This window comes from Meiothermus sp. (genome assembly GCF_037443965.1).
Lineage (GTDB): Bacteria > Deinococcota > Deinococci > Deinococcales > Thermaceae > Meiothermus.
The window spans coordinates 18,482-43,490 of the sequence record NZ_JBBINI010000005.1 but is presented as its reverse complement, the minus strand read 5'-3'; the positions used below and the strand labels follow the sequence as shown (position 1 = coordinate 43,490).

The 25,009-nt window shown below is 60.7% G+C and carries 19 protein-coding genes; 5 read left to right on the top strand and 14 right to left on the bottom strand.

Features of this window, described 5'->3' with window-relative positions; genetic code table 11:
• Positions 1-17 precede the first annotated feature (17 nt).
• Complete coding sequence (gene cdd / locus WKI89_RS04175) at positions 18-428, top strand: cytidine deaminase (protein WP_337867965.1); 411 nt, start codon at positions 18-20, stop codon at positions 426-428.
• Here the strand turns inward: cdd and WKI89_RS04170 are convergent.
• The 5 genes from WKI89_RS04170 to WKI89_RS04150 all read right to left on the bottom strand — a co-directional run bounded on the left by WKI89_RS04170 (position 415) and on the right by WKI89_RS04150 (position 7,762).
• The gene (locus tag WKI89_RS04170; RefSeq protein WP_337867964.1) at positions 415-1,122 is read right to left on the bottom strand and encodes an endo alpha-1,4 polygalactosaminidase; all 708 of its coding nucleotides are present in this window, start codon (positions 1,120-1,122) and stop codon (positions 415-417) included. The two genes, cdd and WKI89_RS04170, sit on opposite strands and share 14 nt — an antisense overlap.
• Positions 1,123-1,130: 8 nt before the next feature.
• Complete coding sequence (locus WKI89_RS04165) at positions 1,131-2,564, bottom strand: hypothetical protein (RefSeq protein ID WP_337867963.1); 1,434 nt, start codon at positions 2,562-2,564, stop codon at positions 1,131-1,133.
• 88 nt (positions 2,565-2,652) lie between these two features.
• Entirely contained in the window at positions 2,653-4,143 is a 1,491-nt protein-coding gene (pelF, locus tag WKI89_RS04160; protein ID WP_337867962.1) for a GT4 family glycosyltransferase PelF, read from the bottom strand.
• 36 nt (positions 4,144-4,179) lie between these two features.
• Positions 4,180-6,570 (bottom strand): hypothetical protein, encoded by a 2,391-nt coding sequence (locus tag WKI89_RS04155; RefSeq protein WP_337867961.1) that lies wholly within the window; start codon positions 6,568-6,570, stop codon positions 4,180-4,182.
• Positions 6,571-6,913: 343 nt separating this feature from the next.
• Positions 6,914-7,762, bottom strand: coding sequence for an endo alpha-1,4 polygalactosaminidase (locus WKI89_RS04150; RefSeq protein WP_337867960.1), 849 nt, complete (start codon positions 7,760-7,762; stop codon positions 6,914-6,916).
• Positions 7,763-7,921: 159 nt separating this feature from the next.
• Here WKI89_RS04150 and WKI89_RS04145 point away from each other — a divergent pair, with 159 nt between their 5' ends.
• Complete coding sequence (locus WKI89_RS04145; protein ID WP_337867959.1) at positions 7,922-10,303, top strand: hypothetical protein; 2,382 nt, start codon at positions 7,922-7,924, stop codon at positions 10,301-10,303.
• 569 nt (positions 10,304-10,872) lie between these two features.
• Here WKI89_RS04145 and WKI89_RS04140 read toward each other — a convergent pair.
• The 4 genes from WKI89_RS04140 to WKI89_RS04125 form a co-directional block, all read right to left on the bottom strand.
• Positions 10,873-13,290 carry a hypothetical protein gene (locus WKI89_RS04140; protein ID WP_337867958.1) on the bottom strand — a complete coding sequence of 806 codons (2,418 nt, stop codon included), beginning with the start codon at positions 13,288-13,290 and terminating at the stop codon, positions 10,873-10,875.
• Between the two features lie 93 nt (positions 13,291-13,383).
• A complete protein-coding gene (locus WKI89_RS04135) occupies positions 13,384-13,647 on the bottom strand; it encodes a hypothetical protein (RefSeq protein ID WP_337867957.1) in 264 nt (87 codons plus the stop codon).
• Positions 13,647-15,173, bottom strand: coding sequence for a glycine--tRNA ligase (locus WKI89_RS04130; protein WP_337867956.1), 1,527 nt, complete (start codon positions 15,171-15,173; stop codon positions 13,647-13,649). Before WKI89_RS04130 ends, WKI89_RS04135 begins: the two co-directional genes overlap by 1 nt.
• 57 nt (positions 15,174-15,230) lie before the next feature.
• On the bottom strand, positions 15,231-15,404 hold the full coding sequence (locus WKI89_RS04125) for a hypothetical protein (protein WP_337867955.1): 174 nt from the start codon (positions 15,402-15,404) through the stop codon (positions 15,231-15,233).
• Positions 15,405-15,515: 111 nt separating this feature from the next.
• On the opposite strand from WKI89_RS04125, the gene WKI89_RS04120 reads away from it, so the two are divergent.
• Entirely contained in the window at positions 15,516-16,025 is a 510-nt protein-coding gene (locus WKI89_RS04120) for a Uma2 family endonuclease (protein WP_337867954.1), read from the top strand.
• A gap of 577 nt (positions 16,026-16,602) precedes the next feature.
• Positions 16,603-18,813, top strand: coding sequence for an ATP-dependent Clp protease ATP-binding subunit (locus WKI89_RS04115; protein ID WP_337867953.1), 2,211 nt, complete (start codon positions 16,603-16,605; stop codon positions 18,811-18,813).
• Between the two features lie 95 nt (positions 18,814-18,908).
• On the opposite strand, the gene WKI89_RS04110 is transcribed toward WKI89_RS04115, so the two are convergent.
• The 5 genes from WKI89_RS04110 to WKI89_RS04090 form a co-directional block, all read right to left on the bottom strand.
• Entirely contained in the window at positions 18,909-19,406 is a 498-nt protein-coding gene (locus tag WKI89_RS04110) for a dihydrofolate reductase (RefSeq protein WP_337867952.1), read from the bottom strand.
• Between the two features lies 1 nt (position 19,407).
• Positions 19,408-20,202: a thymidylate synthase gene (locus WKI89_RS04105; protein WP_337867951.1), complete on the bottom strand. Its 795-nt coding sequence runs from the start codon at positions 20,200-20,202 to the stop codon at positions 19,408-19,410.
• 13 nt (positions 20,203-20,215) lie between these two features.
• A complete protein-coding gene (locus tag WKI89_RS04100; protein ID WP_337867950.1) occupies positions 20,216-21,106 on the bottom strand; it encodes an FAD-binding oxidoreductase in 891 nt (296 codons plus the stop codon).
• Positions 21,103-22,425 carry a tRNA (N6-isopentenyl adenosine(37)-C2)-methylthiotransferase MiaB gene (miaB, locus tag WKI89_RS04095; protein ID WP_337867949.1) on the bottom strand — a complete coding sequence of 441 codons (1,323 nt, stop codon included), beginning with the start codon at positions 22,423-22,425 and terminating at the stop codon, positions 21,103-21,105. The genes WKI89_RS04100 and miaB overlap by 4 nt, the downstream gene beginning before the upstream one ends.
• A gap of 75 nt (positions 22,426-22,500) precedes the next feature.
• On the bottom strand, positions 22,501-23,310 hold the full coding sequence (locus tag WKI89_RS04090; protein ID WP_337867948.1) for an aminoglycoside phosphotransferase family protein: 810 nt from the start codon (positions 23,308-23,310) through the stop codon (positions 22,501-22,503).
• A 269-nt stretch (positions 23,311-23,579) separates the two neighbouring features.
• Here WKI89_RS04090 and leuC point away from each other — a divergent pair, with 269 nt between their 5' ends.
• Positions 23,580-25,004 (top strand): 3-isopropylmalate dehydratase large subunit, encoded by a 1,425-nt coding sequence (leuC, locus tag WKI89_RS04085; RefSeq protein WP_337867947.1) that lies wholly within the window; start codon positions 23,580-23,582, stop codon positions 25,002-25,004.
• Positions 25,005-25,009 lie beyond the last annotated feature (5 nt).

Sequence of the window (25,009 nt, the reverse complement as noted above, 5' to 3'; positions counted from 1 at the left end):
CCCCACCCCAGGAGGTTTTGGATCAACTAAACTCTCTCTTGACCCGCGCCTACTGCCCCTACTCCGGCTTCGCGGTTGCGGCGGTAGTCAAGTCCAGGTCGGGGCGATTGTATGGCGGGGTAAACGTAGAAAACGCCGCCTATCCCCTCTCGCGCTGTGCGGAGCAGTCGGCCACCTTGCAGATGGTTTCTGCCGGAGAGCGCGAGATTGTGGAGGTCTGGGTGCTCAGCCGGGGGGAAAAACCCGCGACCCCTTGTGGCGGTTGTCGGCAGGTACTCAGCGAGTTTGCCCGCCCGGAGACACCGGTGCACTGCCTGAGCGCAAGCGGTTCGGAGCTGCACCTGACCCTGGGTGAGCTTCTGCCCCATGCCTTTACCAAGCAGTATCTGGATAAACCGGACGAAGCCCTGGGTTCTACAGACGCGTGAGCTGGCGGTTGCTCACAAAGGTGGGAAGGCCGTAGTACATCGCGCGCAGACGGGCAAAACCCTCGAGCCAAAAGTTATCGGCATAATCCAGGGCGTATAGCTCGAGCGATGAACCCTGGAGCCGGTAAAGGCAGCTCAGGTTGTACTCGAGTTCATAGGAAGGCAGTATGCGGTAGCCCCAGGGCGTCCAGGTTGTAGAAAACGACTCCAACACCACCCCGTCCACCAAAGTGGCCAGGTCGGGTAGGAGCGTAAAACCCCGGTTGGCAATTATCGAAATACCACTCAGCTCTTGTCGCAACTGCCCAATTAGGCTCAACATCGTGTAGCGATCCTGGGGAAACAGGGTCACGGTATCGAGGGTATCGAGGAACAACCCACTGAAGCCCTGGTCTATTGCCTTTTTTGCTTCTTCCATTCGGCTGCTGACCCAACCAGGGTGAGCGGGATTCACATATATCGTGTTCCAGTCGAGGTTGCGGGCGTCGCGGTGCCAGGGTGATGGGATGGGCTGATCCTCGCCCAGGCTCAAATAGGCCAGAGCCTGGGTACGGTTGTTTCGCAAAAAGGCCAGCTCGGCGGAGGTGTAGGCCCAGGGCTGGAGCACCACCTTGCGGTAGCGACAGAGTTGCTTTAGCTTGCCCTGACCATAGTAGAAGGCCAGCACCCTGGATTTGCCAGACAGCGTTTCCATGATCATGCCTACTGATAGTTGCGAAGCTCACGCAAAACCGGTAAGGCAACCAGCAGCAAATAAATCGTAAAGACCCCACATCCCAGCAGATAGCTTAGATGCCCATCCAGCGGGAGCAAACCCTGTAGAGACAGAGCAAAGGCCGCCACATACACCGTCAGGGCCAGCACCATGCCCAGCAATACCCGCAAGGTGCGGTTCATGGAAGTGAGGGTGAAGGCCACAAAAAATCCCAGGCCAAGGAGAAAATTGGCTACCAGAAATATCTGGGCCTGCGAATCGCGCAGGTCAAAAAAAACCAAGGCCAGCAGGCTGAGCACCAGCAATAGCAGCCCATACGAAGCCAACACCGACAAAAAGATGCGATTGACGTTGCGAGCAAATACCCCCAGATCGTTGGTGCTGGCCAACAGCAGGCTCATGCGCTCCAGGAAGACCCGCAGCTGCCACTCCAACCCCCCCATGCTCAGTACCAGGGGAACCACGGCCAGACCCGAGGCGATGGGGGTATTGGTAATCCAGTGCCAGAAGGGGTTTAGAAACACAAAAATTGCGCTCAGCAAGCCGTACAGCATGAGGGGAAGGGTATCCAGCCAGTCGGCCCGCTGCAAAACCTTCCAGGGGGAGTAGGTGGCTTTGGCCTGGAGGGTGATGAGGGCTGCCGCAAAGCTTAGCAACACCGACCCCATCATCACCAAGGTGGTGGGGGCCGCACCCAGTAGGTCTGGAGCCAGCAAGAACACCAACCCCGCCAATACTGCGGGCGAGGTTGTCAACAGAAGCCAGAGTTCACGTTTATACAGCAGCAAGACCCCCGAGGCCATATGGTAGGCCATCTGCAGGACCACCAGCGCTACCAGCTCGAGGCTTCCTCGAATGACGGGGGCAATTAGGGCTGCGAGTCCCAACCCTATGAACATCATGGTTCGCAGCAACAGGCGGGCCTCTGGGGCAAAGCCCCGGCCCATCAACACATAGGCCAGGCGAATCATGCCCTGGCTCCACGACCACCCCAGAATGGCCGATAGTATGAGGCCCAAGGTGGCTTCCTGGGGGCCAAGCCAGGCAAAAACGGCTGGGTAGAACAGCCCCGGCATCCCATAGAACAGTCCGTGGGATAGTTCCCGCAGGGTATTGGAGACCTTGTAGACCCGACGCTTGGCCGGGGCCGTCTTGCGCGGCACTATGCGAAAAAGGGTTTCGGCCAGCTCAAATACGTTGGGGTAACCGTAGCGCTCGAGCACCATCCGGTCGTTGTAGCCGTGGGCCTCCAAGGCTGCAGCAATCTGCTGTGAATCTACCGCAGTCTCACACACCGGCCCCAGGTGCTGCACCAACTGGGCCAGTCGGTTGGACGGCGAGGGCAGGGCTTTGCCCGTCCGGGTATAGCTGGGCAGTACGGCAACCCCGCGATCCTCAAAAAACTCGGTGCGCTGGCTCATGCCAACGAACCCCCCGCAACAGTGGGGTGGGTATCGGTACAGCGATGACTCAGCGAGAAAGTCATGGTCAACCTCAGGCCAGCCCAGCTCAGCTCCCCGAGGCTACGAGTAGATTACTCTCGGTAGGTGTCTTCGGCTCGGTAGGGGTCTTGGGTGAACTCGAAAAAAAAATCACGTCGTGGTACATCTTGCGATAGTCGTTCAAGAAGCGCTCGAGGGTGAAATATCTAAGCACCCTTTCCCGTGCCGCTTTGCCCATCTCGGTGCGGCGGTGCGAGTCAATGAGCAACTCCGTACAGGCCTCACCCATGGCGATCGGGTCTCGGGCCGGCACTAGAATACCTGCATCACCCACGGCTTCGCTTACCCCTCCCACATCGGTCGAGACCGTGGCCCGCCCACAAGACATGGCTTCAATCACTGCATAGGGGAAACTCTCCGAGATGCTGCTCAAAACAGCTACGTGCCCGGCCTGGTAGCCCAGCGCAGCCGGGGAGATGCGGCCTTCGAAGGTTGCAACCCCTTGCAATCCCAGGTCCTCGATCAGCTTCTCGCAGCTTTCACGGTAACGCTCATTGCCTGCCGGCGTGGGGCCAAACATCCGTAAGCGGGCGTTGGGCACGTGCTCCTTGGTGTAGGCAAACGACTCAATCAGGGTGTGCAGGTCTTTGAGCGGGTCTATGCGGCCAACAAAGGTTAGCGTGGGAACCTCTGGCTCCTGGGCAGGCGGTGGGAACTGCGCCGGGTCAATTCCGTTGTGAATGGGGCGAATCGAAGAGGGAAAAGCCCCGTTGCGCTCTTCCCAGCGGCGGTTGTAGTCCGACACCGGCACAATCAAATCGGCCATCCGGTACGCGGTGCTCGAGAGCAAGCGAAAAAAGTTGAGAATCAGGGTCTGTACCGCCGGGCTGTAGGGGGCTTGCAAATAGCTCAGGTAGCGCTCCCGCAAATAGACCCCGTGCTCAGTCAGGACAAAGGGGGCGGCATGGTGCCATTTGCCCATCATGCCCACCAGGGCGGCTGGGCCGTTGGAGACTGCATGGTAGACATCGGCTTGTGGGGGAACCAGGCGCAGGGGCCTTAGCAGGTGCTCAATCAGTTCCGAGGCCAGAAGGGCATCTTGCAGGGTCAGATTTGGGAGGGGGCCATTGGCGGGGTCTTGCGGCTGGTACTCCTTCCAGGCCTTGATAAGACGCCCCAGCGAGGCTTCGCTCAGCAGGGCCGCGCCCAAATCGGCCTGCTGGGCATAGCCCGCCATGGCCCGCAGTGCCCACAGAAAGTAGGTAGTACCCCAGTTGGGCTGGGTTAGAGCGGTCACAAAGCTGTGGTGAACCTGGTCGAACCAACGTGAAGACCGGTTTCTGGTACGGCTTCGCCGTTCCATATTCCATAGGGGAAAGTTGTGCACTGCTTTCAGGTTGGGGGGTGGGGGGTAGGCACTGGTCTCCAGCCCATTGCCGGTGAGGGCTACCACCTCAAACTCAAAATCGTGCAGGCCGCGAATGAGCTGATCGCACCATACACTCACCCCGCCTACCACAAAGGGGTAGGTGCCTTCGGTAATTAGTGCAATCTTCATGGCCGTCCTCGAGAAAACTTTTGTAAACCGGTTCCCTTATTCTGGCGGAGGTGTATAGCTAAAGGACCAGCTTTGCCCAGCGGATAGATTGATTTTTGAAACGGTATCCCCCCCATACACCTGGCTGACCCCCTGCGCAGCCCCTGTAAAAAACAGTACACCCGAACGCCCCCCAGACGCAGTGAATATAACCTGATTGGTGCTGCGATCCCAGGTAGCAGTGATGCCTGCTTGCAGCAGGTTGGTGTGGTTGGTACGTTCGGCCACATAATCCCCAATCTCGTCCCAGGAGGGGTTGAGCACCGGGATGCTGTAGTAGCTGGTGTATTTCTGCATCAAGCGGTTCAGGTAATCGAACACCAGGCTGCGCCCTGGCTCATACTCGCGCAGGTTGGCCTGGTGGAAATAATGCGAGCTGGCGCTAACCTGCAGGTGGTAGAGGGCCAGGTTGGTTTCCTGCTCGAGGATTTCCTCATAGGTAAGTGGTCTGGGCCAGTACGGGTTCTGCCCGCCCGGAGCGTAGATGTAGTTGTAGAACGAGGTGGCTTCAGCCCGGGTGGTCACGGTGTAGGCGATGTTGGTGGGCCAGACCGGAATCATCAGCAGGCTGGGGCGCAGCGCCACGCCGCAGATGGGGCAGGGGGGTTTGTGGCTACCCACCGAGTAGTTGCCGTGGATGTAGCGAATACCCAGTTCAACCGCGCGGTCCAGGAGGGCCTGATTGGCGCAGACCAGGCCAAAATCCTTGCGCGGCTCGTCCGAACCAGGGCCGGATGATCCCGAAACCGCAGGGCACTCCGAGGGTAGGGTTGGGGGAACCAGCGGAGCCGGGGCAGGGCTCCGATACCAACCCAGGCCCGAGAGTTCACCGGTTTTGAGGGTTTTGGGACTGTACCAAAGGCCCATCTGGTTGGCTAAGCGGGTGTTCTCGGCAATCTGGAAGCGCAGCGCCGCAGGGTCGGTGATGTTGTCCATGGAGGGGTGGTCGCGGGTATGGTTGACCCAGCGCATCCGGCTGGCCAGGCACTTGGCCAGGCTGGACAGGGGGTCGCCACTGGACACCTCTGGGTTGCAGCTGGCCGCCACACCGAGGTTCACCCCGCGCCCGTTGAAGGCCAGGTTCAGCATGAAGCCGTTGCTGAGCGGGTAGCTGGCATTGAGCTGGCGCTGTTGCTGGTACACCGACCACGCATCCTGTGCCGAAAGCCTAAAGGGCTGGGGCCGGTAGCGCAGGGGATCGCCGGGCTGGAGGGCATCATCCCACCAGTCGGACTCGAGGCCCCAGTCGTCCACGTCAACGGCCAGAATATGCCGCCGCTCCCCGATGAACAGCCCCCGCGTAGCCCAGCGAATCAGGCCGTAGCCCAGCAGTTGGGTGTGCAGCAGGTAGGGGTTGCTGGCAAAGGTCAGGGCGATGCGCTCACGTTCATCAAAAGACCTGCTAAACACCCCCAACACATTACCGTTGGTGTCCTGCAAAAGCGGCTGCACCAAACAGCCGGGTGACTCCTGGGCCGTGGCCAGACGAGCCGGGTAAAGATAGGCGTTTTGAATGGGAATCTCTGCGTTTGGATTGAGGTAGCTAAACACACCCCGCCCCTCAGGGGTAAGAGTCATCCGAACAGGGGGGTAAGGAGGTGGGTCGCCCGGCGGATTGGTGGCCGGGTTATCGGTACGCACCCCTTCATCGCCAGCGGGCCGAACCGACCGAATGCAATAATCCTCGGGATCGGCGGCGCGCGTATTGGGGGTGCCAGGCCCCGGAAAGGTATACAGCGAGACCGAGCGCACCGCATAGCGCCGTTGGTAGTCCCACAACCGAAGCCACTCATCCCCGCTAAATGCGCTATCAAAAAACCCCGGCGAGGCTTCGTAAGATAGGTTGTTGCTGGCCAGCAAAATGGCCTGGAAGCGCCCACCAGAGCTATCTTCCAGCACCGTTGGGGTTAGCTCCTCTGTGGAGGCAATCAAGACCTTGTAGTTGGCCCCCAGTTGGTCTAGCAATGCCCGCCAGGCTTGCACGCCGGGGTCTTCGGGGGTTGGGCCAATCACCAGGATGCGCAGCGCTACCTGGTTTTGGGGAAGCGCCTGTGTTTGCACCCCCTCGCGCTGGGGCTGTAGCGAACCTGGAATGCGCACATCGGGCAAAGGGCGGTTGGCATCGGCTTTCTGGAGCGGCAAGGCTACCGGAGCGCCCTCGAAGCGGGGCATCGAGGGGGCCTGGGGGGATGCTTCGGGGGCCTGGGAGACATCGTTGCCCCTTTGCAAGTTGCACCCAGACAACAATAGAAGGGCAACCATGGCTGTTGCCACGAGTACCCGGTACAGCAGCTTGGGTTGTGGGGGGCGTACTGCCCTACACGCCGTACCAGGTAGATGCAAAAGCTGCGATAGGATGAGGGTGATGGTTTGGATGATGTTTTTCATTCTTTTTTGGCCCCTCTTGTTGACTACGGCAGAAAAGCAATGGTTCCCTGAACCTTAGGGTAGAGGAAGATTTCAAAACACATTGAGACAACCAGCTTGTTACCTTTCGTTACATTAACCGCGTATCAAGCACAGATAGATCCCCTTTTTCAAGGTTGACGGGTTCAAAATTACCCTCGCTTATAGCTTCACAAAAAACCGCAGAGCTGTCCAGGGACACACTTCACCGCAGTTATGCCCTGCCTTTGCTCAGTGGCTAAGGTATGTGCAAATCCCACTCGAGCCCCCAAGACTCGGTGGGATTTTTGCGTCTAGAGCGTTTTATTTCGACATAACGGGGGAGTTACCTGCACTCCTCTACCCAAGCATCCAGCTCTCGCCGCTTGAGGATGGAAAAAATACCCAGGCTGGTGCTGTTGGAGCAGAACTGCGAGGCGCTTTTGATGCGGGTATCGGTGTATTCGATGTTGAGCACCGGCTTACCGGCTTGCACCATGGGCCGGGTCTGGTTGCACCAGCCCTGGTCAAAGCACTCCTCGGTAACGAGAAAATCGAAGTCGTTGATAAGCTGCGAGAGCAGTTCGGTGGTGTTTTTGAGACCGATAGCCAGGCCGCGCTGGTGGGCTTCGGCTGCCAGCCAGCGGTTGAAGCGAACCTGATCCTGGGCCGTGAGGGGAAAGCCGGTGTTGTTCTGGTAACCGTTCACGTTGTCGGGGTCTACCCCCACAAAACCTTTTTGCTTACAGAGGTCGAGCCGGGCCCGCATAATCGGGGCTAGCTTATCAATCTGGCGGATATCCAGCCAGCGCTCCCCCGGCCAGCCGTCGTAGTTGCGGCCCAGTACCTCGGGGGGAAAGTGGTTTTTGTCGGGCCGCCAGTTTTCCCAGGAGCCTGCGCTCAGGTAGCAAACTGCCTTGACCCCCCTGGCTGCCAGCTCCTGCACCACGCTGGCCGGGGTATCGAATAAATCCACGTTATAGACAGCAACCTGGCGGGTTTTGTCCAGGGTGCCAGTGTACTGGATATGCCAGGTGGCGTTGGCCGCGGGCTTCCACCAACTGCCTGGGGCCGGAGGCGCGGGGTTAGCAGGAGGGGAAGGGTTGGTGGGAGGGGTGGGGCTCGGGACATTCACATCTGGGGTATTTCCACAAGCCGTGATTGCGATAACCAGCATCCATAGATAGCGCAGCATATGCAGCATCATTCGACTCCGGATGGATCAGGGTCTTGTGGGGATGGGATGTAGGCCCCTTGAGCAACTTCTCATATACTACGCCCCCAGGGTAGGTCACTCAAGTAACGCTGCCTGGCTTGACATCGTTTGGGCGGGTGCTATCGTCAAAGCGTGAGGATGAGTACATTCAAGAATTGGTTATGGGTGATGGTAGCCGCGCTGGTGTTGCTAGCGGGCTGTACGCGGCCCAACCCCCAACCCAGCGTGCAAATAACCTTCGCGCCCACCAGCCTAACCCTCAAGCAAGGTGAAATCAAGGATGTCGCCCTTACCCTCGTGCGAACCAACTTGACTGGATTGGTTGTGCTCGACCTGACAAACCCTCCACCCGCTGGAGTGAAAGCCATCTTTGAACCCAACAGCATTCTCGGCAATACCACCACACTGCGGGTACAGGCTTTGGGCAATGCCACCCCCGGCAACTTCACCCTGCAGGTACGTGTATCGCAGGGCGGTTTTTCCCAGACCGCCGACCTGCCCCTCCAGATAGAACCAGCCAGCGCACCCGATTTGCAACTAAGCCTCGATAACCTCAACCCCAGCATCCGCCAGGGACAGAGCGCAGACCTGCTGTTGAATGTGGTACGCGTCAATGTGGCGGGTACTGTGGAGCTGTACCTCGAGCAGCAAAACGGCGCTCCCTTGCCCAGCGGCCTTAGCGCGACTTTTAGTCCTACCCTGCCCAACAGCACCCTTTCCATCCTGCGGATTTCGGTGGCCCCCACGGCGAGCATTACCCCATACCCCCTGCGCATCCGGGCCAAATTGGGAAGCCTCGAGCGCATCCTGAACTTCACCCTTACGGTCTTGCCCGCCTCGTCCGATTCCGATTTTCAACTCAGCTTCACGCAAAACCTGAGCCTGGAGCGGGGCAGTAGCCTGAGCGAAACCGTCACCATCCTCCGCAGCAACCTGGCAGGCCCCATTGCCCTGAGCCTCGAGCGCTCCGACGGCACCCCTCTACCCACAGGCATCAGCGCAACCTTTGCACCGGCGGAAACAGACGGCACCAGTTCCACCCTTACCATTTCCGTCGCCCCAGACCTGCCCCTGGGAGACTATGTGCTACGGGTACGGGGTGTGCAAGGCACGCTCGAGCGCACCGCTCTGGTACTGCTAAATGTGTTTGATCAGGCCGAGCTTACCGCTACCGGAGCTGTCTGGGTTGCGGCCCAGGGGGATAGCGGAGCCTGGCAGGTAGTCCAACCCACCGCTGGCAGCTACCGCCTTCGCATCGGCAACACTGCGGAACGCTATGGCTGGGCGGTGGTGTGCAGCAAAACCGAGGCTGGCCTCACCACCCATCAGGTCAATGTCTATCAGCTCACGCTGGGCGAGGTGCGTCGCCTGGTCTTGCAGTGTCCCCCGGCAGCCGCCAGTGGTTTCTTCTCGAACCTGAACGGGCAGTTGAACGGTCTGGCAGGCAGCTACGGCCAGGTAGCCTACAGCACCGCCAGCGACTTTGTAGACCCGGCCCGAACGGGCGACTTCCCCCCCACCCCGGCCTACCCCGGCTACCTGCTGCAAGGCGTGCGCCACAGCACCGCCGACCTGATGGCCCTGCGCTACCTGCCCCCCAGCGCACCTGGCACCATATTCCAGGCAGATCGGGCCGTATTCGAACGAAACTATTCCGTAGGAGGCAACCAAACGCTTAACCTGGACACCAGCGGGGGCAACTCGTTTGCTCTCGAGGGCACCTACACCGCCACCCTCACCAACCCCAACCCCTCGGCCCAGGGCCTGAGCTACCTGGCCTACCTGACCCCCACCACCCAGACCCTTTATCTGGCCGACAGCCAGCAAGCCGCCGCCAACCTGACCTACCGGGCCATACCAGCCGCGCAACGCAGGCCCAACGAGTTTTATATCTTCTATGCCCGCGAGACCACCTTCAGCAACCTGAACCTGCGTTCCCGGCGGGCGCTGCGGGGCTTTGCCAACCCCCAGAACCTGAGCGCCAGCTTCCTGAACCCGCCGGGGGCCACCCTGGCCCTGCTGGGCAACCAGTACCAGGCGTCCTGGAGCCCCGGTTATACCTGGCTGGGCAGTGGCACCCGGTTGTTTAGTTTGCAACTGGCCCAGCTTGCGGTGGCCCCCAACACCAACCTCGAGTGGCGCCTGCACCTCTCGCAAGGCTGGCTAGGCAGCACCAGCAGCTACACCGTCCCCGACCTCGCTCAGACCTGTGCGGCCACCCAGACCCCCTGTGCCCCCTCCCCTGCCAACGCCCCCGCCAACGGCTGGCAAGCAGCCTGGGCTTTGCGAAGCAACCTCGAGCTCGACTGGTCGCTCAGTGCCGTGCAGGTAAGCCTGCCCTTGCGCGACTGGCTGCCCCTGGCCCAGAGCAGTGTGCCCCCCGCTGGCATCAACCTGGATGGCTTTAGCTTTGCCGCTTCCAGCGACGGGGGCATTTACAACCCCAACAGCCTCTCGGTCCAGCGCCTGCAAACACTGGGAGCCCCCCGCCTGCTGCCCAACTGGCTCTCACCCCGCTAGGTCGTGTGCAGCGGGCCCAGAACCCGCTGGGGTGCTGCGCCCCCCAAGGCTGGCGGGTCTGGCCCATGCTCCGAATACAAACCGGCCCAGCCCAAACTCCAATGGCGCTTCCCCCAATTGCGCCACACGCGGTACGGAATAATAAGACGTTAGTTGGGAGATAGAAAAGCAGAATAAACCTGTGTGGCACGGCAGACTCACGCTAGACCCTCCCCTATGCGGTAGGGGTGGACTTTACGATGCCGGTAGGCTGATTGACGGGTTTTCAACCTTCGGCTCAGCTTTTTCAGCTTGTTTGGATAACTTCGAACTGACGTTAATTTACCCAGCACAGCAAAAACCACTGCACTGGGTATTCGTGTTATACGCATTTCGGCAGTATCGTTCACTTCGGCAAGCCTAAACGATACTACCGAAATGCTTTTCTACTCCCTTCGGTCGGCTTGAATCCTTCACCTCTGACTGCGCAGGGCGGTGAAGGATTCAAGCGGAAACGGCATTAAACGCTTTATCCCAAGGCCCACAAAAACCTGCCTGGTGTGCCTAGGCAGGTTCGCTTGCCTTCAAGGCTAAGGCGCGGGGGCGGGGGGCACCTGCACCCCTGTTATTGTCGATACAACCGGGATATTGGAAGGCAGGGTGGAGTTATTTCCAATCTGCCCATCGTCGTTGTTGCCCCATCCCATCACAGAACCATCGCTGAGTAAAGCCAGTGAGTGTAAGAAACCTCCCGCGAGCGAGACGGCTTGCTGGGGTGGGGAGCCTCCGATGGGCAAACCCGTCACCGAGACTGGGCTGGTCTGGCGTTTGGGGTCAGGGGAAGGGTCATCGTAGGCATCGGGGCCGTTGCCCAACTGCCAGCTTGCATCGGCACCCCAAGCCCTGGCCGAGCCATCGGAAAGAACTGCCATGCTGTGGTTCAAACCTGCGGCAATACTACGAACACCGGTCAAACCAGAAACAGCCACCGGCGAATTCTCGTTGCTTGTGGTGCCGTTGCCCAACTGTCCAAAGGCATTATTCCCCCAGGATTGTACCGTACCGCCTTCCAACAAAGCCAGTGAGTGGAGGTCGCCCGCGGCAATAGCGACTGCATTGTTGATGCTCGATACCGGAACTGGCGTGTAAGAGAAGTTGTTGGTGCCGTTGCCTAGTTGACCGTTGAAGTTATCGCCCCAGGCCCGGATGGTTCCATCCGAACGCAGCGCCAGGGAGTGAAATGTACCCCCTGCTAGAGCCACTACACTGTCCAGTGTTGCCACACTGATAGGGGCATCGCGGTTGTCGGTGGTGTTATCACCCAGTTGTCCCCCGTTGTTGCGACCCCAGGTGCGCACGGTTCCATCCGAAAGCAGGGCCAGAGAGTGATTCCGACCTGCTGCAACCGCCACAACACGATTCAGGCCGGTAGGGGTTACAGGCGTCACAGCACTGTTGGAGCCACTAGAATTGGTAGGGCCATCGCCCAGTTCCCCAAAACCATCGCCGCCCCAGGCCCGCACCGTACCATCTGCCAGCAGTGCCAGGGAGTGGAACTCACCAGCAGCTACCGAGACGGCGCCTGTTGGTGTCGTGAGCTGTGTAGGCTCTGATGAAAATAATCCAGTAGTGGTATATCCAAGCTGACCACTTTGGTTACGACCCCATGCCCAGATTTCCCCATTGGATTTGATCGCCAGGGCATGTTCTCCACCCGAAGCCAGCGTAGTCGTTTTCAGTACCCGCAGGGTAAGGGAGGCGGTGCGGGTCAGGTTGTCGCTGCTGGCCTGTACGGTGAGGTTGTAAACACCTTCTGGAACCGTGCGGTCTACTGAAAGGGTTACTGGCCCGGAGGCGCTCAGGCTGGCCGGGCTGAGGCTGATGCCGCTGGGGGGCGATTGCAGGCTCAACGCCACGGTGCCACTGAAACCCGCTACCGGCGTGAGGGTGAGGTCAAAGTCCGAGAAGCTCTGGCCCTGGGCCCGCAGGGTGCTCGAGCGGGACAGGGCAATGTTGAACGAGGTCACGGTCAGGTCAAAGCTGGCGGTTTTGCTCAGGCTGCCCTGGGTGGCCACCAGCGTAAGGGTGCTGGGGCCGGTGGGGGTGCTGGTGGTGGTGTTGAAGGTGACGGTGAAGTCCTGTGCGGCTGCACCGCTCACGCTAATACTGGCAGGTGAGACCGTAACGCCTACAGGGGGGCTTTGCAGGCTCAGGTTCACCATGCCACTAAAGCCGTTCTGGGGTGTAAGGGTGAGGGTGGCGGTAACGGAGTTGCTCTGCACCACCGTTCCGGAGGTGGGATTCAGGGCAATCTGAAAGTTGGGCTGGGGTACAGCCGTAACGTTGAGTTCAAAACTGGCCGAAGCGCTAAAGTTGCCCTGGCTGGCCTGTAGCGTGAGGTTGTGGGTCTGCACCGGAGTCGCGCTGGTGGTCTGGATTTCTAGGGAGAAGTTCTGGGCTCCACTCCCCGTCACATTCACGCTGCTCTGGCTGAGCGAAACCCCCTCGGGTGGGCTTTGCAGGCTCAGGTTCACCGTGCCGCTAAAGCCGTTCTGGGGGGTGATGGTGAGGGTGGTGGAGGCTGACTGGCCGGGGTTCACCGTTGCGCTGGTGGGGTTGAGCGAAACCGAGAAGCCTGTCACCTTGAGGGTGAGAGCCGCGGTCTTTTGCAGGCTGCCCTGGTTGGCCTGGAGGGTTAGGGAGTGATCCTGGATGGGGGTGGCGCCGGTGGTCGCAATGGTAAGGGTCACGTTTTGCGGAGCTGTGCCGCTTAGGCTTACCGAGGTCGGTGAGAGCGTAACGCCAGGGGGTGGGCTCTGCAAAGCTAGGTTGACAGTACCGGTAAGGCCGTTTTGGGGTGCTAAGGTTAAGTTTACCTGCACCGAGTTGCCCTGGGCAACACTTAGGGTGGTTTGCCCCGGCGTTAGGGTTAGGTTAGGCTGCGCCGGCGTGCCGCAGCCCGCCAGCACCAGAGCAGCCACTCCGAGGGGTAAGAGAAACTTTTTCACGATACCTCCTTGCTAATCAGTTCCATCATAGAGGCTTGGTGATGCGGGGCCAGTGACAAATGCATCCCCTGGGTTCCAAGCACACACAGCCGGCTATCCAGCCGAGGCCACCCGCTTTAGCCGCTCTAAAAGAACCGCAAAATCTTCTGCATTCTCCAGCACCAGCACCTCGTCCTCTACCGACACCGCGAAGCCTTGTTCACAATGCGACAGACACGACACAAACTCCACCTCAATCCCCTGGCCCTCCCCGCCAAAGTAGCCTATCCCCAGGTGGGATTGGAGCAGCTCGAGCCAGCCCGCAAAGTGCTTTTCGCCCTCCCGGGCGTGGCAGCCGGTGCAGATGGCCAGGCGCATCAGCTTTTCAGGCGCTCGAGCAGGTACTGGGGCAGTTCATTTACCGCTACCCGCTCCTGCTGCATGGTGTCGCGGTCGCGCACCGTCACGGTGTCTTGTAGGGAGGTACTGCCGTCTTGGCTTTTGCCGATGGTGTCGTAGTCCACCGTAACGCAAAAGGGCGTGCCCACCTCGTCGTGGCGGCGGTAGGCCTTGCCGATGTTGCCGGTGTCCTCGTAGAGCACCCGGCCAAAACCCAGGGCCTGCAAATCGGCCTTGAGGCGGCGGGCGTAGCTGGTGATCTCCTCTTTGTTTTTGGCCAGCGGGATGACCGCTACCTTGATGGGGGCCAGGTGCGGCCTGAGCTTGAGCACAATGCGCTCCTCGCCATTTTCCAGCTTCTCCTTGGTGTAGGCCTGCGACAGCACCGCCAACACCCCCCGGTCAACCCCCGCCGAAGGCTCGATCACAAAGGGCACAAACCACTCCTTGGTCTCGGGGTCTTGCACGGCCAGCTTGGCGGTGGAGTCGTGGTTTTCCAGCACCCGGGCCTGAATCTTCAGCTCGGTCTGGCCCTTGGTGTGGCTGCCCAGGTCGTAGTCGCTGCGGTTGGCGATGCCCTCGATCTCCTCGAAGCCCAGGGTGGGGTAGTTGTACATCAGGTCGAAGGTGCGCTTGGAGTAGTGCGAGAGGTCTTCCTTGGGCACGTCCAGCACCCGGATTTGCTCGCGGGGAATGCCCTGGGCTTCCCACCAGGCCAGGCGGGCCTCGAGCCAGCACTGGTGCCATTCTTCGTCGGTGCCGGGCTTCACAAAGTATTCGATCTCCATCTGCTCGAACTCGCGCACCCGGAAGATGAAGTTGCGCGGGGTAATCTCGTTGCGGAAAGCCTTGCCAATCTGGGCTACCCCAAAGGGCAGGCGGCGGCTGGTGGCATCGAGCACATTTTTGAAGTTGATAAAGATGCCCTGGGCCGTCTCGGGGCGCAGGTAGCCATAGGAGTCCTCATCGGCCACGGGGCCAATCTGGGTTTTGAACATCATGTTGAAAGGCCGCGGGGGCGTCCAGTCACCGGGTGCCCCGTCGGCAGGGTCTACCACCCGGGCGGTATTCATAGCCAGGGCGGCCTTTTCGGGCTCAGCCAGCAGACGTGAGACCAGGGCCGCCAGGCTCTCATCCTCGTGCAGGCCCATGGTCTGGAACAGGGCTTGCAGCACGGCGGGCTTCTGCTCTTTGAGCAGGTGGTCGAGGCGGTAGCGTTTCTTGGAGACGCGGTTGTCCACCAGGGGGTCTGAGAAGGTGGCCTCGTGGCCCGAGTAAAAAAGCACCAGCCGGTGGGTCAGGATGCTGGCATCCAGCCCTTCCATATCGTCGCGCTCGTAGACACTGGCCCGCCACCAGGCGGCCTTAAGGTTGTTCTTGAGTTCAACGCCCAAGGGGCCGTAGTCGTAGGTTCCCTGCAGGCCGCCGTAGATATCCGAGCCAGGGAAGATAAACCCCCGGCGCTTGCACAGGCTTACTAGTTCTTCCATCGTTTCAGCAGGCATAGGTTTCTCCTTGTTGGCCGGTTTAGGGTCAGCGGTTGAATGAACTAGAACAGCCAGCTACCCCTCGCCAGCCTGTGCCGGAAAAAAAGAAACCCCCGGCACGTATGCCTGGGGACGAAAGTTGGTTCTTCCGCGGTTCCACCCCAGTTCCTCGAGGTCGCTCGAGGCCCTTTGAGCTGCGTTGAGGTTGGCTCCGCCGCCCTTCACCCGGTTCTTGGCTGCCTGGCTCACACCCTCCCAGGCTCGCTGTAGCGGAACGCCGGGTTACTCCTGCGGTTCAACGCAAGCTACAAGGTAACACAGCGGCCCTTTCCCATCAAGGATTTTGCTATCCTGTAGGGGATGCCCAGGTCGAAACCCCCTGTCAAAACCGAGGTGTCGGTAGAGGAGTTTCTCGCCTTTGAGGCCACCTCCTCTGAGCGGCACGAGTATGCCCATGGACAGGTTTTTGCCATGGCCGATAGCAGCGAACGCCACAACCGCCTAGCCTTTGAGCTAGCCATGGCTATCGCTCAGAACATCAGAGACACTGACTGTCGGGTTTTGATGAGCGATGTCAAAGTCCAGACGCCCACGGGCGCTATCTACTATCCCGACGTCATGTTGGTATGCGATGCCTCCGACGACCATCCATACATCAAGCACTCACCCTGTCTGATTGTGGAAGTTTTGTCAGATAGCACACTCGACATCGATAGGGGCGAAAAGTGGCTCAACTACCAGACCCTACCCAGCCTGCAAATGTACGTTTTGCTCGAGCAAGACACCATGCGGGCCGAGGTGTTCCGTCGGGCAGAGGGGGCTGGTTCTACGAGCGCATCGAAAGCGGCCCGCTCAAGCTGCCCTGTGTAAACCTGGAGATTGCGCTCGAGGACATCTATTCCCGTCTGGAGTAGGGCTCGAGCTGGCCTGTAATCAAAGCAAAGGTTCCAACTACAATCATTTTTACTCATGCCAGCACTGTGCCGGAGAGGTGTATCCGAGCAGCTCGCTCATTGATTGCTTTGTGGGTCTAATCGGCACCAGTGATACCGTTTCCGCTTGAATCCTTCACCGTTGGACGTAGTCAGAGGTGAAGGATTCAAGCCGACCGAAGGAAGCAGAAAAGCATTTCGGTAGTATCGTTTGGGCTGGTCAAAGTGAACGATACTACCGAAATGCGTATGATACGAAGCACCCCACGGGTATCAGTGGAAGGGCACTCGGACAGTAATCAACCAACCCGGGTTCTTTGGCTGGCGCAGGACAAATGTCGCTGACAGATTTTTTTGAGTCGAGCTAATCTTTTCTTTAGGCTTCAGGCAAACGCCCCGGAAACGCTTCGTAACGTGTGGCGCAAACACCTAAAACGGGTCGGTCATACTGTAATATTGAGGTAGGAAGAAAGCGGCGCTATGAATACTAGTACGACATACCAGGAGGTTCGCGCTTGAACAGGTACGACGATCGCGCCAGGTTGGTGTTTCATTACGCCAGGGAGGAAGGGAGCCGACTGGGCCATAGCATGATCGGGCCCGAGCACCTGCTACTGGGCCTGATGCGCGAAGGAGGTACGGCCGCGCGCATCCTGATGGAGTACGGGGCCAGCTTGGAGGCCATGCGCCGGATGGTCGAGGAGCTGGTCGGGCGGGGTGAGGGCAGCCGCACCGGCGAGCCGCCGGCCATCACCCCGCGGGCCCGTCGGGTAATGGAGCTGGCCGGGGCCGAGGCCCGCAACATGTCCAGCCAGGTGATTGGCACCGAGCACATCCTGCTGGGCATCATCCGCGAGGGCGACGGCATCGCCTACCGCATCATGACCCATTACGCCAAGGATGTGGACACCATCCGCTGGCGGGTGCTCTCGCAGGCCGGCGAGCAAACCAAGGAAAAAGCCGTGGCTACGCCGTTCCTGGACGAGTATGGCCGCGACCTCACCCGCGAGGCTCGAGAGGGCAAACTCGATCCCGTTATTGGACGGGCCGAAGAGATCAACCGGGTTATTCAAATTCTGGCCCGCCGCACCAAGAACAACCCGGTATTGGTGGGTGATCCCGGTGTAGGCAAGACGGCTATTGTGGAGGGGTTGGCCCAGGCCATCACCGAAGGGCGGGTACCTCCGGTTCTGCGTGGGGCCCGCATCGTCTCGGTAGACCTGGCCGGGGTGGTGGCCGGCACCAAGTACCGGGGCGAGTTCGAGGAGCGCCTGCGGCAGATTATCGAGGAACTCAAAAACGCCAAAGTGGTGGCTTTTATTGACGAGCTGCACACCCTGATTGGGGCGGGTGGAGCCGAGGGCACCCTGGACGCGGCCAACATCCTCAAGCCCCCTTTGAGCCGCGGTGAGATTCAAGTCATCGGCGCGACCACCACCGGCGAGTACCACCGCTACATCGAGAAAGATGCGGCCTTAGAGCGCCGTTTCCAACCGGTAATCGTGTTGGAGCCCAGCCCCGAGGAAACCCTGGAAATCCTTAAAGGGCTTCGTCCCAGATACGAAGCCCACCACGGGGTGGTCATTCCCGATGAGATTTTGGGCCTCTCGGTCAAGATCGGGATCCGCAGCCTGCCAGGGCGCAACTTCCCCGACAAAGCGATTGATCTGATTGACGAAGCCGCCAGTCGGGTGCGTCTCAACGACTCACTGGGCTTGCCGGTGGCGATGGACGAGGACGGCACCCCCCTGGTGGCCCGCGAGGATGTTGAGAGTGTGGTGGATAGCTGGGGCGGCGTCTACGTGGACGACAAGGACGACAGCAAGCTGTTTGGCTTGGAGGAAGAGCTCAACAAGCGCGTAATTGGTCAGAAAGAGGCCGTCGAGGCCCTGGCCGCTGCGCTTCGCCGCAGCCGGGTGGGGCTGGGCGGACGGACGCGCGTGTCTGCCAGCTTCCTGTTTGCGGGTTCTTCCGGCGTGGGCAAAACCCACCTAGCTAAGGCCCTGGCCGAGGTGCTCTTTGGCTCGGAGCGGGCGCTCATCCGCTTCGACATGAGCGAGTTCCAGGAGCCGCACTCTATCTCCAAGCTGATTGGGGCCCCGCCAGGCTACGTGGGCTACGAACAGGGAGGCCGCTTAACCGAAGCCGTGCGTCGTCAGCCCTTTAGCGTGGTGCTGCTCGACGAGATCGAGAAAGCCCACCCTGACATCTACAATACCTTCCTACAAGTGCTGGACGAAGGCCGCCTGACCGACGGCCTGGGCCGCACGGTGGACTTCCGCCGGGTCATCCTGATCATGACCTCCAACACCGGTTTCAACGTGGGGCCAGCCATCGGTTTCACCAATCGGGAAATTGACACGGAGAGCCCCCTCAAAGCCATCTTCACGCCCGAGTTCCTCGACCGCTTGGACGAGGTGATCCGCTTCCGCAACCTGAGCGAGCCCGAGCTGGTGCAGGTCACGCAGATTATGCTCGAGGACATCGCCAAAGAGCTCGAGTCCCGCGAGAAGACCGTGCGCTTCGACCCCTCGCTGGCCTCCTGGCTGGTCAGCCAGGCCCCCAAGCAGGGCAGCACCCGCATTTTGCGCAACCTGATCCGGGAGAAAATCGAAGATCCGCTGTCACTTGAACTCCTCTCGCGCCCCGGCCGCACCCTTTCCGTCACCCTGCGCGACGGCGAGATCGCCTTCGAAGAAGAAGAACTGAGCCTGGGTTTAGCTTAGGCAGCGCTGCGACACCGGGCCTCCCCGCCTGTGGGGATGTTTTTTGTGGATCACTTCTGCTGCTCGAAGCCCGAAGGACGCGGGTCTATAGTGAATTAGGTGGGAAACTCGTCGCGCTCGAGATCTACATAGGTAAAGGCAAATTGGTGGCGTTCGTCGGCGGGGTGGTGCTCCCGGTAGGTCTCGCGCCAAAGGGCCTCGTTCCACGGGGGAAAAAAGGTATCGGCATTGGGGATGACCGTCTCGACCAGGGTCAGGTGCAGGTGGGTAGCGAGGGGCAGGAACAGGGTATAAATCTCGCCCCCCCCAATCACCATCAGCTCGTCGTCCAGCTTCAGGGCGTCCTCGAGGGTGTGCACCACCTCTAAGCCCCCGGCGGTAAAGGCCGGGTCGCGGGTGAGCACCACGTTGCGCCGTTTGGGCAGGGGCCGCCCAATGCTCTGATAGGTCTTGCGGCCCATCAGCACGGTCTTGCCCAGGGTCAGCGCACGGAAGCGCTTGAGGTCGTCGGGCAGGTGCCAGGGTAGCGCCCCAGCCCGGCCAATGGCGCGGTTCTGGTCCATCGCCACCACAAAAGCAATCTTCCGGGCCATACTAGACCGCCACCGGGGCGGGAATGCGGGGATGGGGGTGGTAGTTCAGCAGCTCGATATCGTCGTAGGTGAAGGCGAACAGATCCTTCACCGCGGGGTTGAGGCGCAGCCTGGGTAGGGGCCGGGGCTCGCGGGAAAGCTGCAAGCGGGCCTGCTCGAAGTGATTCCGATAAAGATGTGCATCGCCCAGGGTGTGGATAAACTCGCCCGGCGCCAGGCCGGTGACCTGGGCCACCATGTGCGTCAGCAGGGCGTAGGAGGCGATGTTGAAGGGCACCCCCAGAAAGATGTCGGCGCTGCGCTGGTAGAGCTGGCAGGAAAGCCGCCCCTGGGCCACGTAGAACTGAAACAGGATGTGGCAGGGGGCCAGGGCCATGCGGGGCAGGTCAGCCACGTTCCAGGCGCTCACGATCAGGCGGCGCGAGTCGGGGTTGCGCCGGATTTCACTCAAAACCCAGGCAATTTGGTCTACAGTCTGACCATCAGCCCCTTCCCAACTCCGCCACTGTTTGCCATAGACCGGCCCCAGTTCGCCCGCTTCGTCGGCCCACTCGTCCCAAATGGAGACCCCATGTTCTTTGAGGTAGCGCACATTGGTATCGCCCTGTAAGAACCACAGCAGCTCATGGACGATGCTCTTCCAGTGGACTTTCTTGGTGGTGACCAGCGGAAAGCCCTCCGAAAGGTCGAAGCGCATCTGGTAGCCAAAGACCGAGCGGGTGCCCACGCCGGTGCGGTCGGACTTATCTACCCCGTGCTCGAGCACATAGCGCATCAGGTCGTGGTACTGCTGCATGGCGCATAGTTTATCAGGATTTGCCGGTGAGACGTTTGAGGAGGCGCTGGGCGTACAAAGGGGCATAAAAATACGCCGCCGAGCCAAAGCCGGTGAGGGCCAGGCCGCCCGGAATCTCCTTGAGGTAGTGGCGATCCAGCCGGTAGCGCACCCCGGCCCAGGAGGCAGTGAACTCGGGCCGGTAGCCCAGCAGCTTTTGCGCCTCGGCCAGTAGCCACTCCACCTCGTGCGGCTGGGTCTGGTGGGGTGCATACCTGTTCTGGTGGGGCAGATAACTCCCCCCCAGGCTGTGCCCGGCCACATACACCCCATACGAGCGGGCCTGCTGGAAGTGTTGCCGGGTCAGCAGCACCGAGCCAGGGGTGAAGCGCCCGCCCAGCCCCACCAGGTGCGCCCCACTGGCCCCGCCGGCGTAGACCAGCACCTTACCTGCGAGTTTGCGTCCGTCCTCGAGCCACGCTGCGCCCGCCTCGAGTCGTTCCACGCTGGCGTACAGGATGTTCAGGCCCTCGGCCAGGCGGTGCAGCAGGGGGGTGGTCTCTAGCCACCCCGCGTTTTCCAGATACAACCCTTCCTCGAGCCACAGATGCGGAATCCGGCGGCCCTGTAGCTTTTGCTGCCAGGCTGGCCTATCCCTTTGGGGCACGGGCCGCAGGATGCCCTGTCGCACTGTCCCAAAGCGGGGATAGAAGTCCCACAGGGCTTCCAGGGCCTCCTCGGCCTCGAGTGCCACCGTCCCGCGCTTGCCCCGCACCGGGTTCAGCAGAGCATCCGGCACCCGGCTGGCCTCGCCGAGTTCGCGGGCCACCACCAGCACCTCTTTTCCGGCCTCGTGCAACACCCGGGCCGCACACAGCCCGGCGATGCCGGCCCCAAGTACCACAATTTCAGCCTGGGTTTTCACACCATCATCAGCGGAATCGTGGCGGGTTCCTGGGCCCCCACCACCTCGCCCAGAAGCATGTGGGGGGTGGCCTGCTGGATCACCGCCTGGTACAGGCCGGGGCGGGGGGCCTGGGCCGCGGGCAGCAGGGTGGGGTGGTTGCCGCGGGTGTGGCCCTCCACAAAGCTGTCGTCTTTGGCAGCGCCGCGCACCAGCACCTCGACGGTCTGGCCCACCCAGCGCTGGTTTTGCAGGTAGCTCCACTCTTTTTGCTTCTCAATCAGGCGCTGGAGCCGTTCGACCTTAACCTCGCGCGGCAGATCCTGGAAGTGCTTGAAGCTGGGGGTGCCGGGGCGCGGGGAGTAGATGAACATGTAGGCGCTGTCGTAGCGCACCTCGTCGTAGAGCGAAAGTGTGGCCTGGAAGTCTTCCTCGGTCTCGCCGGGGAAGCCCACGATGATATCGGTGGAGAGCACCACGTCCGGCATGGCCTCGCGGATGGCCCGGATGCGATCCAGGTACCATTCCCGCCGGTACTCCCGCCCCATGCGGCGTAGCACCCGGTTGGAGCCGGACTGCACCGGTAGGTGGATGTAGCGGCAGACCTGGGGGGTCTCGGCCATGGCAGCGATCACGTCGTCGGTGAAGTTGACCGGGTGGCTGGTGGTGAACTTGATGCGGGGAATCCCTACCTGGGCGACCAGGCGCAACAGCTCGGCGAAGCTGGGGAAGCCTGGCTGGTCTTTGCCGTAGGAGTTGACGTTCTGGCCCAGCAGGGTGACCTCGAGCACCCCCACCGACTTGAGCAGCTCCACCTCGCGCAGAATCAGGTCGGGGTGGCGGCTTACTTCGGGGCCGCGGGTGGTGGGCACGATGCAGTAGGTGCAGTGGTGGTTGCAGCCCCGGATGATGCTCACGAAGGCCGATAGGGCCCCCTGGGGCGCGGGGGGCAGATGGTGGGTGAGCTCTTCGCGGAAGCTCAAGTCCCAGAACCGGCTTTTGGCCTCGAGGGCCTTGCCAATCTCGGTGAGCGCCCCCGGCCCCAGGAGCACGTCCACCTCAAACTTGCGGGCCATCTGCTGGCCTTCCTCGAGCTGGGCCAGGCAGCCCATCATGCCCACCCATAGGGGGCGCTTTTCCTTTTCCTTGCGCAGCTCGCCCAAAAGCGAGCGCACCTTCTCCACGGGCTTGCCCCGCACCGCGCAGGTGTTGACCAGCACGAAGTCGGCTTCCCGCCAGGTGTCTACAAACTCCGCGCCGAGCGACACCAGCTCGCTTCGCACGAGGTGGGTGTCGTACTCGTTCATCTGGCAGCCATAGGTGATGATGTTCGTTTTCATGTAAGCCTCTGGGCCTACCGGAGGGATTCCGGGGCCACACGGGTTCTAAGTGTAGCAAAATATCGTCGCCTGGCGTTAGCGCAACCTCTCCCCCACTTGGGTTTGCAGACCCTCCTGGATCAGTTGCATCAGGCGGGGTTCTTCGGAAGCGATGTTATCGCGCAAGCGGGCGGCGGCCACAATGGGCATCCAGGCCTGGAGCTCGGCCATGTCCAGGCCCGAGAAGGTCTGGTAGTGCTCGAGGTAGGTTTGGTAAAACAGTTCCCGCTGCTGCATGATCTCTTCTCGTCCCGGCAGATCGGGTGGGAGTTCGCTGTAGAGCACCAGCAAGGTGGTGCGGGCAATATCGGCCACAGGGTTCCCGCAGGTAGCACCCGGCCAGTCAATCACATAGACCCCGCCCTCGGCCACCAGCACATTTTCGGGGTGGAAATCGCCATGACATAACGCGGTTCCGTCGGGAAGTTGTTCCAGGTGATTGAGCAGGGCCACCCGCAGCTCGAGGGGCAGCCGGCAGGCTTGAATCCGGCGAATCAACTGCAGGCGCTGGGAGGGTAGCTGCCCGGCAGCTTTGCTGTGGAGCTGGCGGTGCAAGGCCCCCAGCATCTGGGCGGCAAAGCGCAAGCGGGTAGGGTCGGTCTGGACATAGTCGGTCAGGGGAACCCCCTTGATCCACTGCAAAACCACACCCCAGCGTCCCTCGAACTCCAGTACATCTTCGACCTTGGCCGAGGGCACCCCCATCAGCCAGACCTGTTGGGTCAGTTGGGCTTCCAGATCGGCATCGGCATGAGAGAACTCGGGCCAGAACAGTTTGAGGACATAACCGTCGGCCCAGGCAAACACCTCGGCCTCCCGCCCTTGTCCCAACTGCGTCAGCAACATCAATCCCAGCATACTGGCTTCACCCCAAAAAGCTGCTGACAAAAAACCTAGCCGCTTTATGTAAAAAAACCTGTTATGCCGCCTGGGTGTGCAATAATCACCTTTTACTTGACGTTTTGGTATACCAAACTCTATACTCTAGACCAGTGAGCGGTCGGGCAAACCAGCTACACCCTCGAGCTTTGCGGGTCTAGTCTCTTGTACGCCTGACCCCGGAGCCTGCGCCTCTGGGGTTTTTCATCGCCAGGTAGCGAGGAGGAAACATACCCATGGGAAAGAGTCTGTACCAAAAAGTCTGGGAAAGCCACACCGTTCGAACCCTCCCAAACGGACAAACCCAGCTATTCATAGATACCCATCTCATCCACGAGGTTACCAGCCCGCAGGCCTTTGGCATGCTGCGCGACCTCGGTCTAAAAGTTCGCTTTCCCGAACGCACCTTTGCCACCGTAGACCACATTGTGCCGACCCACTCACTCTCAGAACCTTTCGAAGACCCCCAGGCCGACGAGATGATCCGTCAGCTCCGCAAGAACGTCCAGGACTTTGGCATCACCTTCTTTGACGTGACCTCGGGTCTTCAGGGTATCGTGCACATCATCGGCCCCGAGAACGGCATCACCCAGCCCGGTATGACCATCGCCTGCGGCGACAGCCACACCGCCACCCACGGCGCGTTTGGCGCAATTGCCTTTGGCATCGGTACCACGCAGGTACGCGATGTGCTGGCCACCCAGACCATGGCCATGGGCAAGCAGAAGGTACGCCGCATCAACGTAGACGGGAGTCTACGGCCCGGCGTATACGCCAAGGACGTGATCCTGCACATCATCAATGTGCTGGGCGTGAATGGCGGCATCGGCTACGTGTACGAGTACGGTGGCAGCGTCTTCGACAACTTCAGCATGGAAGAGCGCATGACCGTCTGCAATATGAGCATCGAAGGGGGGGCGCGCTGTGGCTACGTCAACCCCGACCAGACCACCTTCGACTACCTGAAGGGCCGCCCCTATGCCCCCAAAGGCGCGGCCTGGGACGAAGCGGTACAACGCTGGAAGGCCCTGGCCTCCGACCCCGATGCCCACTACGACGACGTAGTGAACATCCGGGCCGAGGACATTGCCCCCACCGTGACCTGGGGTATCAACCCCGGCCAGGGCTGCGCCATTACCGACCGGGTGCCCGACCCCGCCCTCTACCCCGAATCCGAGCGGGCTGGGCTGGAAGAAGCCCTCCAGCACATGAAACTCCAGCCTGGTCAGCCCATCAAAGGGGTCAAGGTGGATGTGGCTTTTTTGGGAAGCTGCACCAATGGGCGCATTTCCGACTTCCGCGAAGCCGCCAAATACCTCAAAGGCCGCAAGGTGGCCCCAGGGGTACGGGCCATTGCGGTGCCGGGTTCGCAGTTGGTGGCCAAAGCCTGTGCAGAAGAGGGCATTGACCAAATTTTCACCGAGGCTGGATTCGAGTGGCGCGGGGCGGGCTGTTCGATGTGCCTGGCTATGAACCCCGACAAGCTGGTAGGGGATGAGCTATGCGCTTCCAGCTCCAACCGCAACTTTAAGGGCCGCCAGGGTAGCGCCACGGGCCGCACCGTGTTGATGTCGCCATTGATGGTGGTGGCGGCGGCCGTGACGGGCAAGGTGAGCGACGCGAGGGAAGTTTTCGGGGTTGGGGAGTTGGTAGGCGCTTAGTGGCC

Bases quoted from the DNA above. Each gene is read 5' to 3' on its own strand.
- WKI89_RS04170 (WP_337867964.1), bottom strand. From the start codon at position 1,122: ATGGAAACGCTGTCTGGCAAATCCAGGGTGCTGGCCTTCTACTATGGT.
- WKI89_RS04165 (WP_337867963.1), bottom strand. From the start codon at position 2,564: ATGAGCCAGCGCACCGAGTTTTTTGAGGATCGCGGGGTTGCCGTACTG.
- pelF (WP_337867962.1), bottom strand. From the start codon at position 4,143: ATGAAGATTGCACTAATTACCGAAGGCACCTACCCCTTTGTGGTAGGC.
- WKI89_RS04155 (WP_337867961.1), bottom strand. From the start codon at position 6,570: ATGAAAAACATCATCCAAACCATCACCCTCATCCTATCGCAGCTTTTG.
- WKI89_RS04150 (WP_337867960.1), bottom strand. From the start codon at position 7,762: ATGCTGCGCTATCTATGGATGCTGGTTATCGCAATCACGGCTTGTGGA.
- WKI89_RS04145 (WP_337867959.1), top strand. From the start codon at position 7,922: ATGAGTACATTCAAGAATTGGTTATGGGTGATGGTAGCCGCGCTGGTG.
- WKI89_RS04135 (WP_337867957.1), bottom strand. From the start codon at position 13,647: ATGCGCCTGGCCATCTGCACCGGCTGCCACGCCCGGGAGGGCGAAAAG.
- WKI89_RS04130 (WP_337867956.1), bottom strand. From the start codon at position 15,173: ATGCCTGCTGAAACGATGGAAGAACTAGTAAGCCTGTGCAAGCGCCGG.
- WKI89_RS04120 (WP_337867954.1), top strand. From the start codon at position 15,516: ATGCCCAGGTCGAAACCCCCTGTCAAAACCGAGGTGTCGGTAGAGGAG.
- WKI89_RS04110 (WP_337867952.1), bottom strand. From the start codon at position 19,406: ATGGCCCGGAAGATTGCTTTTGTGGTGGCGATGGACCAGAACCGCGCC.
- WKI89_RS04105 (WP_337867951.1), bottom strand. From the start codon at position 20,202: ATGCAGCAGTACCACGACCTGATGCGCTATGTGCTCGAGCACGGGGTA.
- miaB (WP_337867949.1), bottom strand. From the start codon at position 22,425: ATGAAAACGAACATCATCACCTATGGCTGCCAGATGAACGAGTACGAC.
- WKI89_RS04090 (WP_337867948.1), bottom strand. From the start codon at position 23,310: ATGTTGCTGACGCAGTTGGGACAAGGGCGGGAGGCCGAGGTGTTTGCC.
- leuC (WP_337867947.1), top strand. From the start codon at position 23,580: ATGGGAAAGAGTCTGTACCAAAAAGTCTGGGAAAGCCACACCGTTCGA.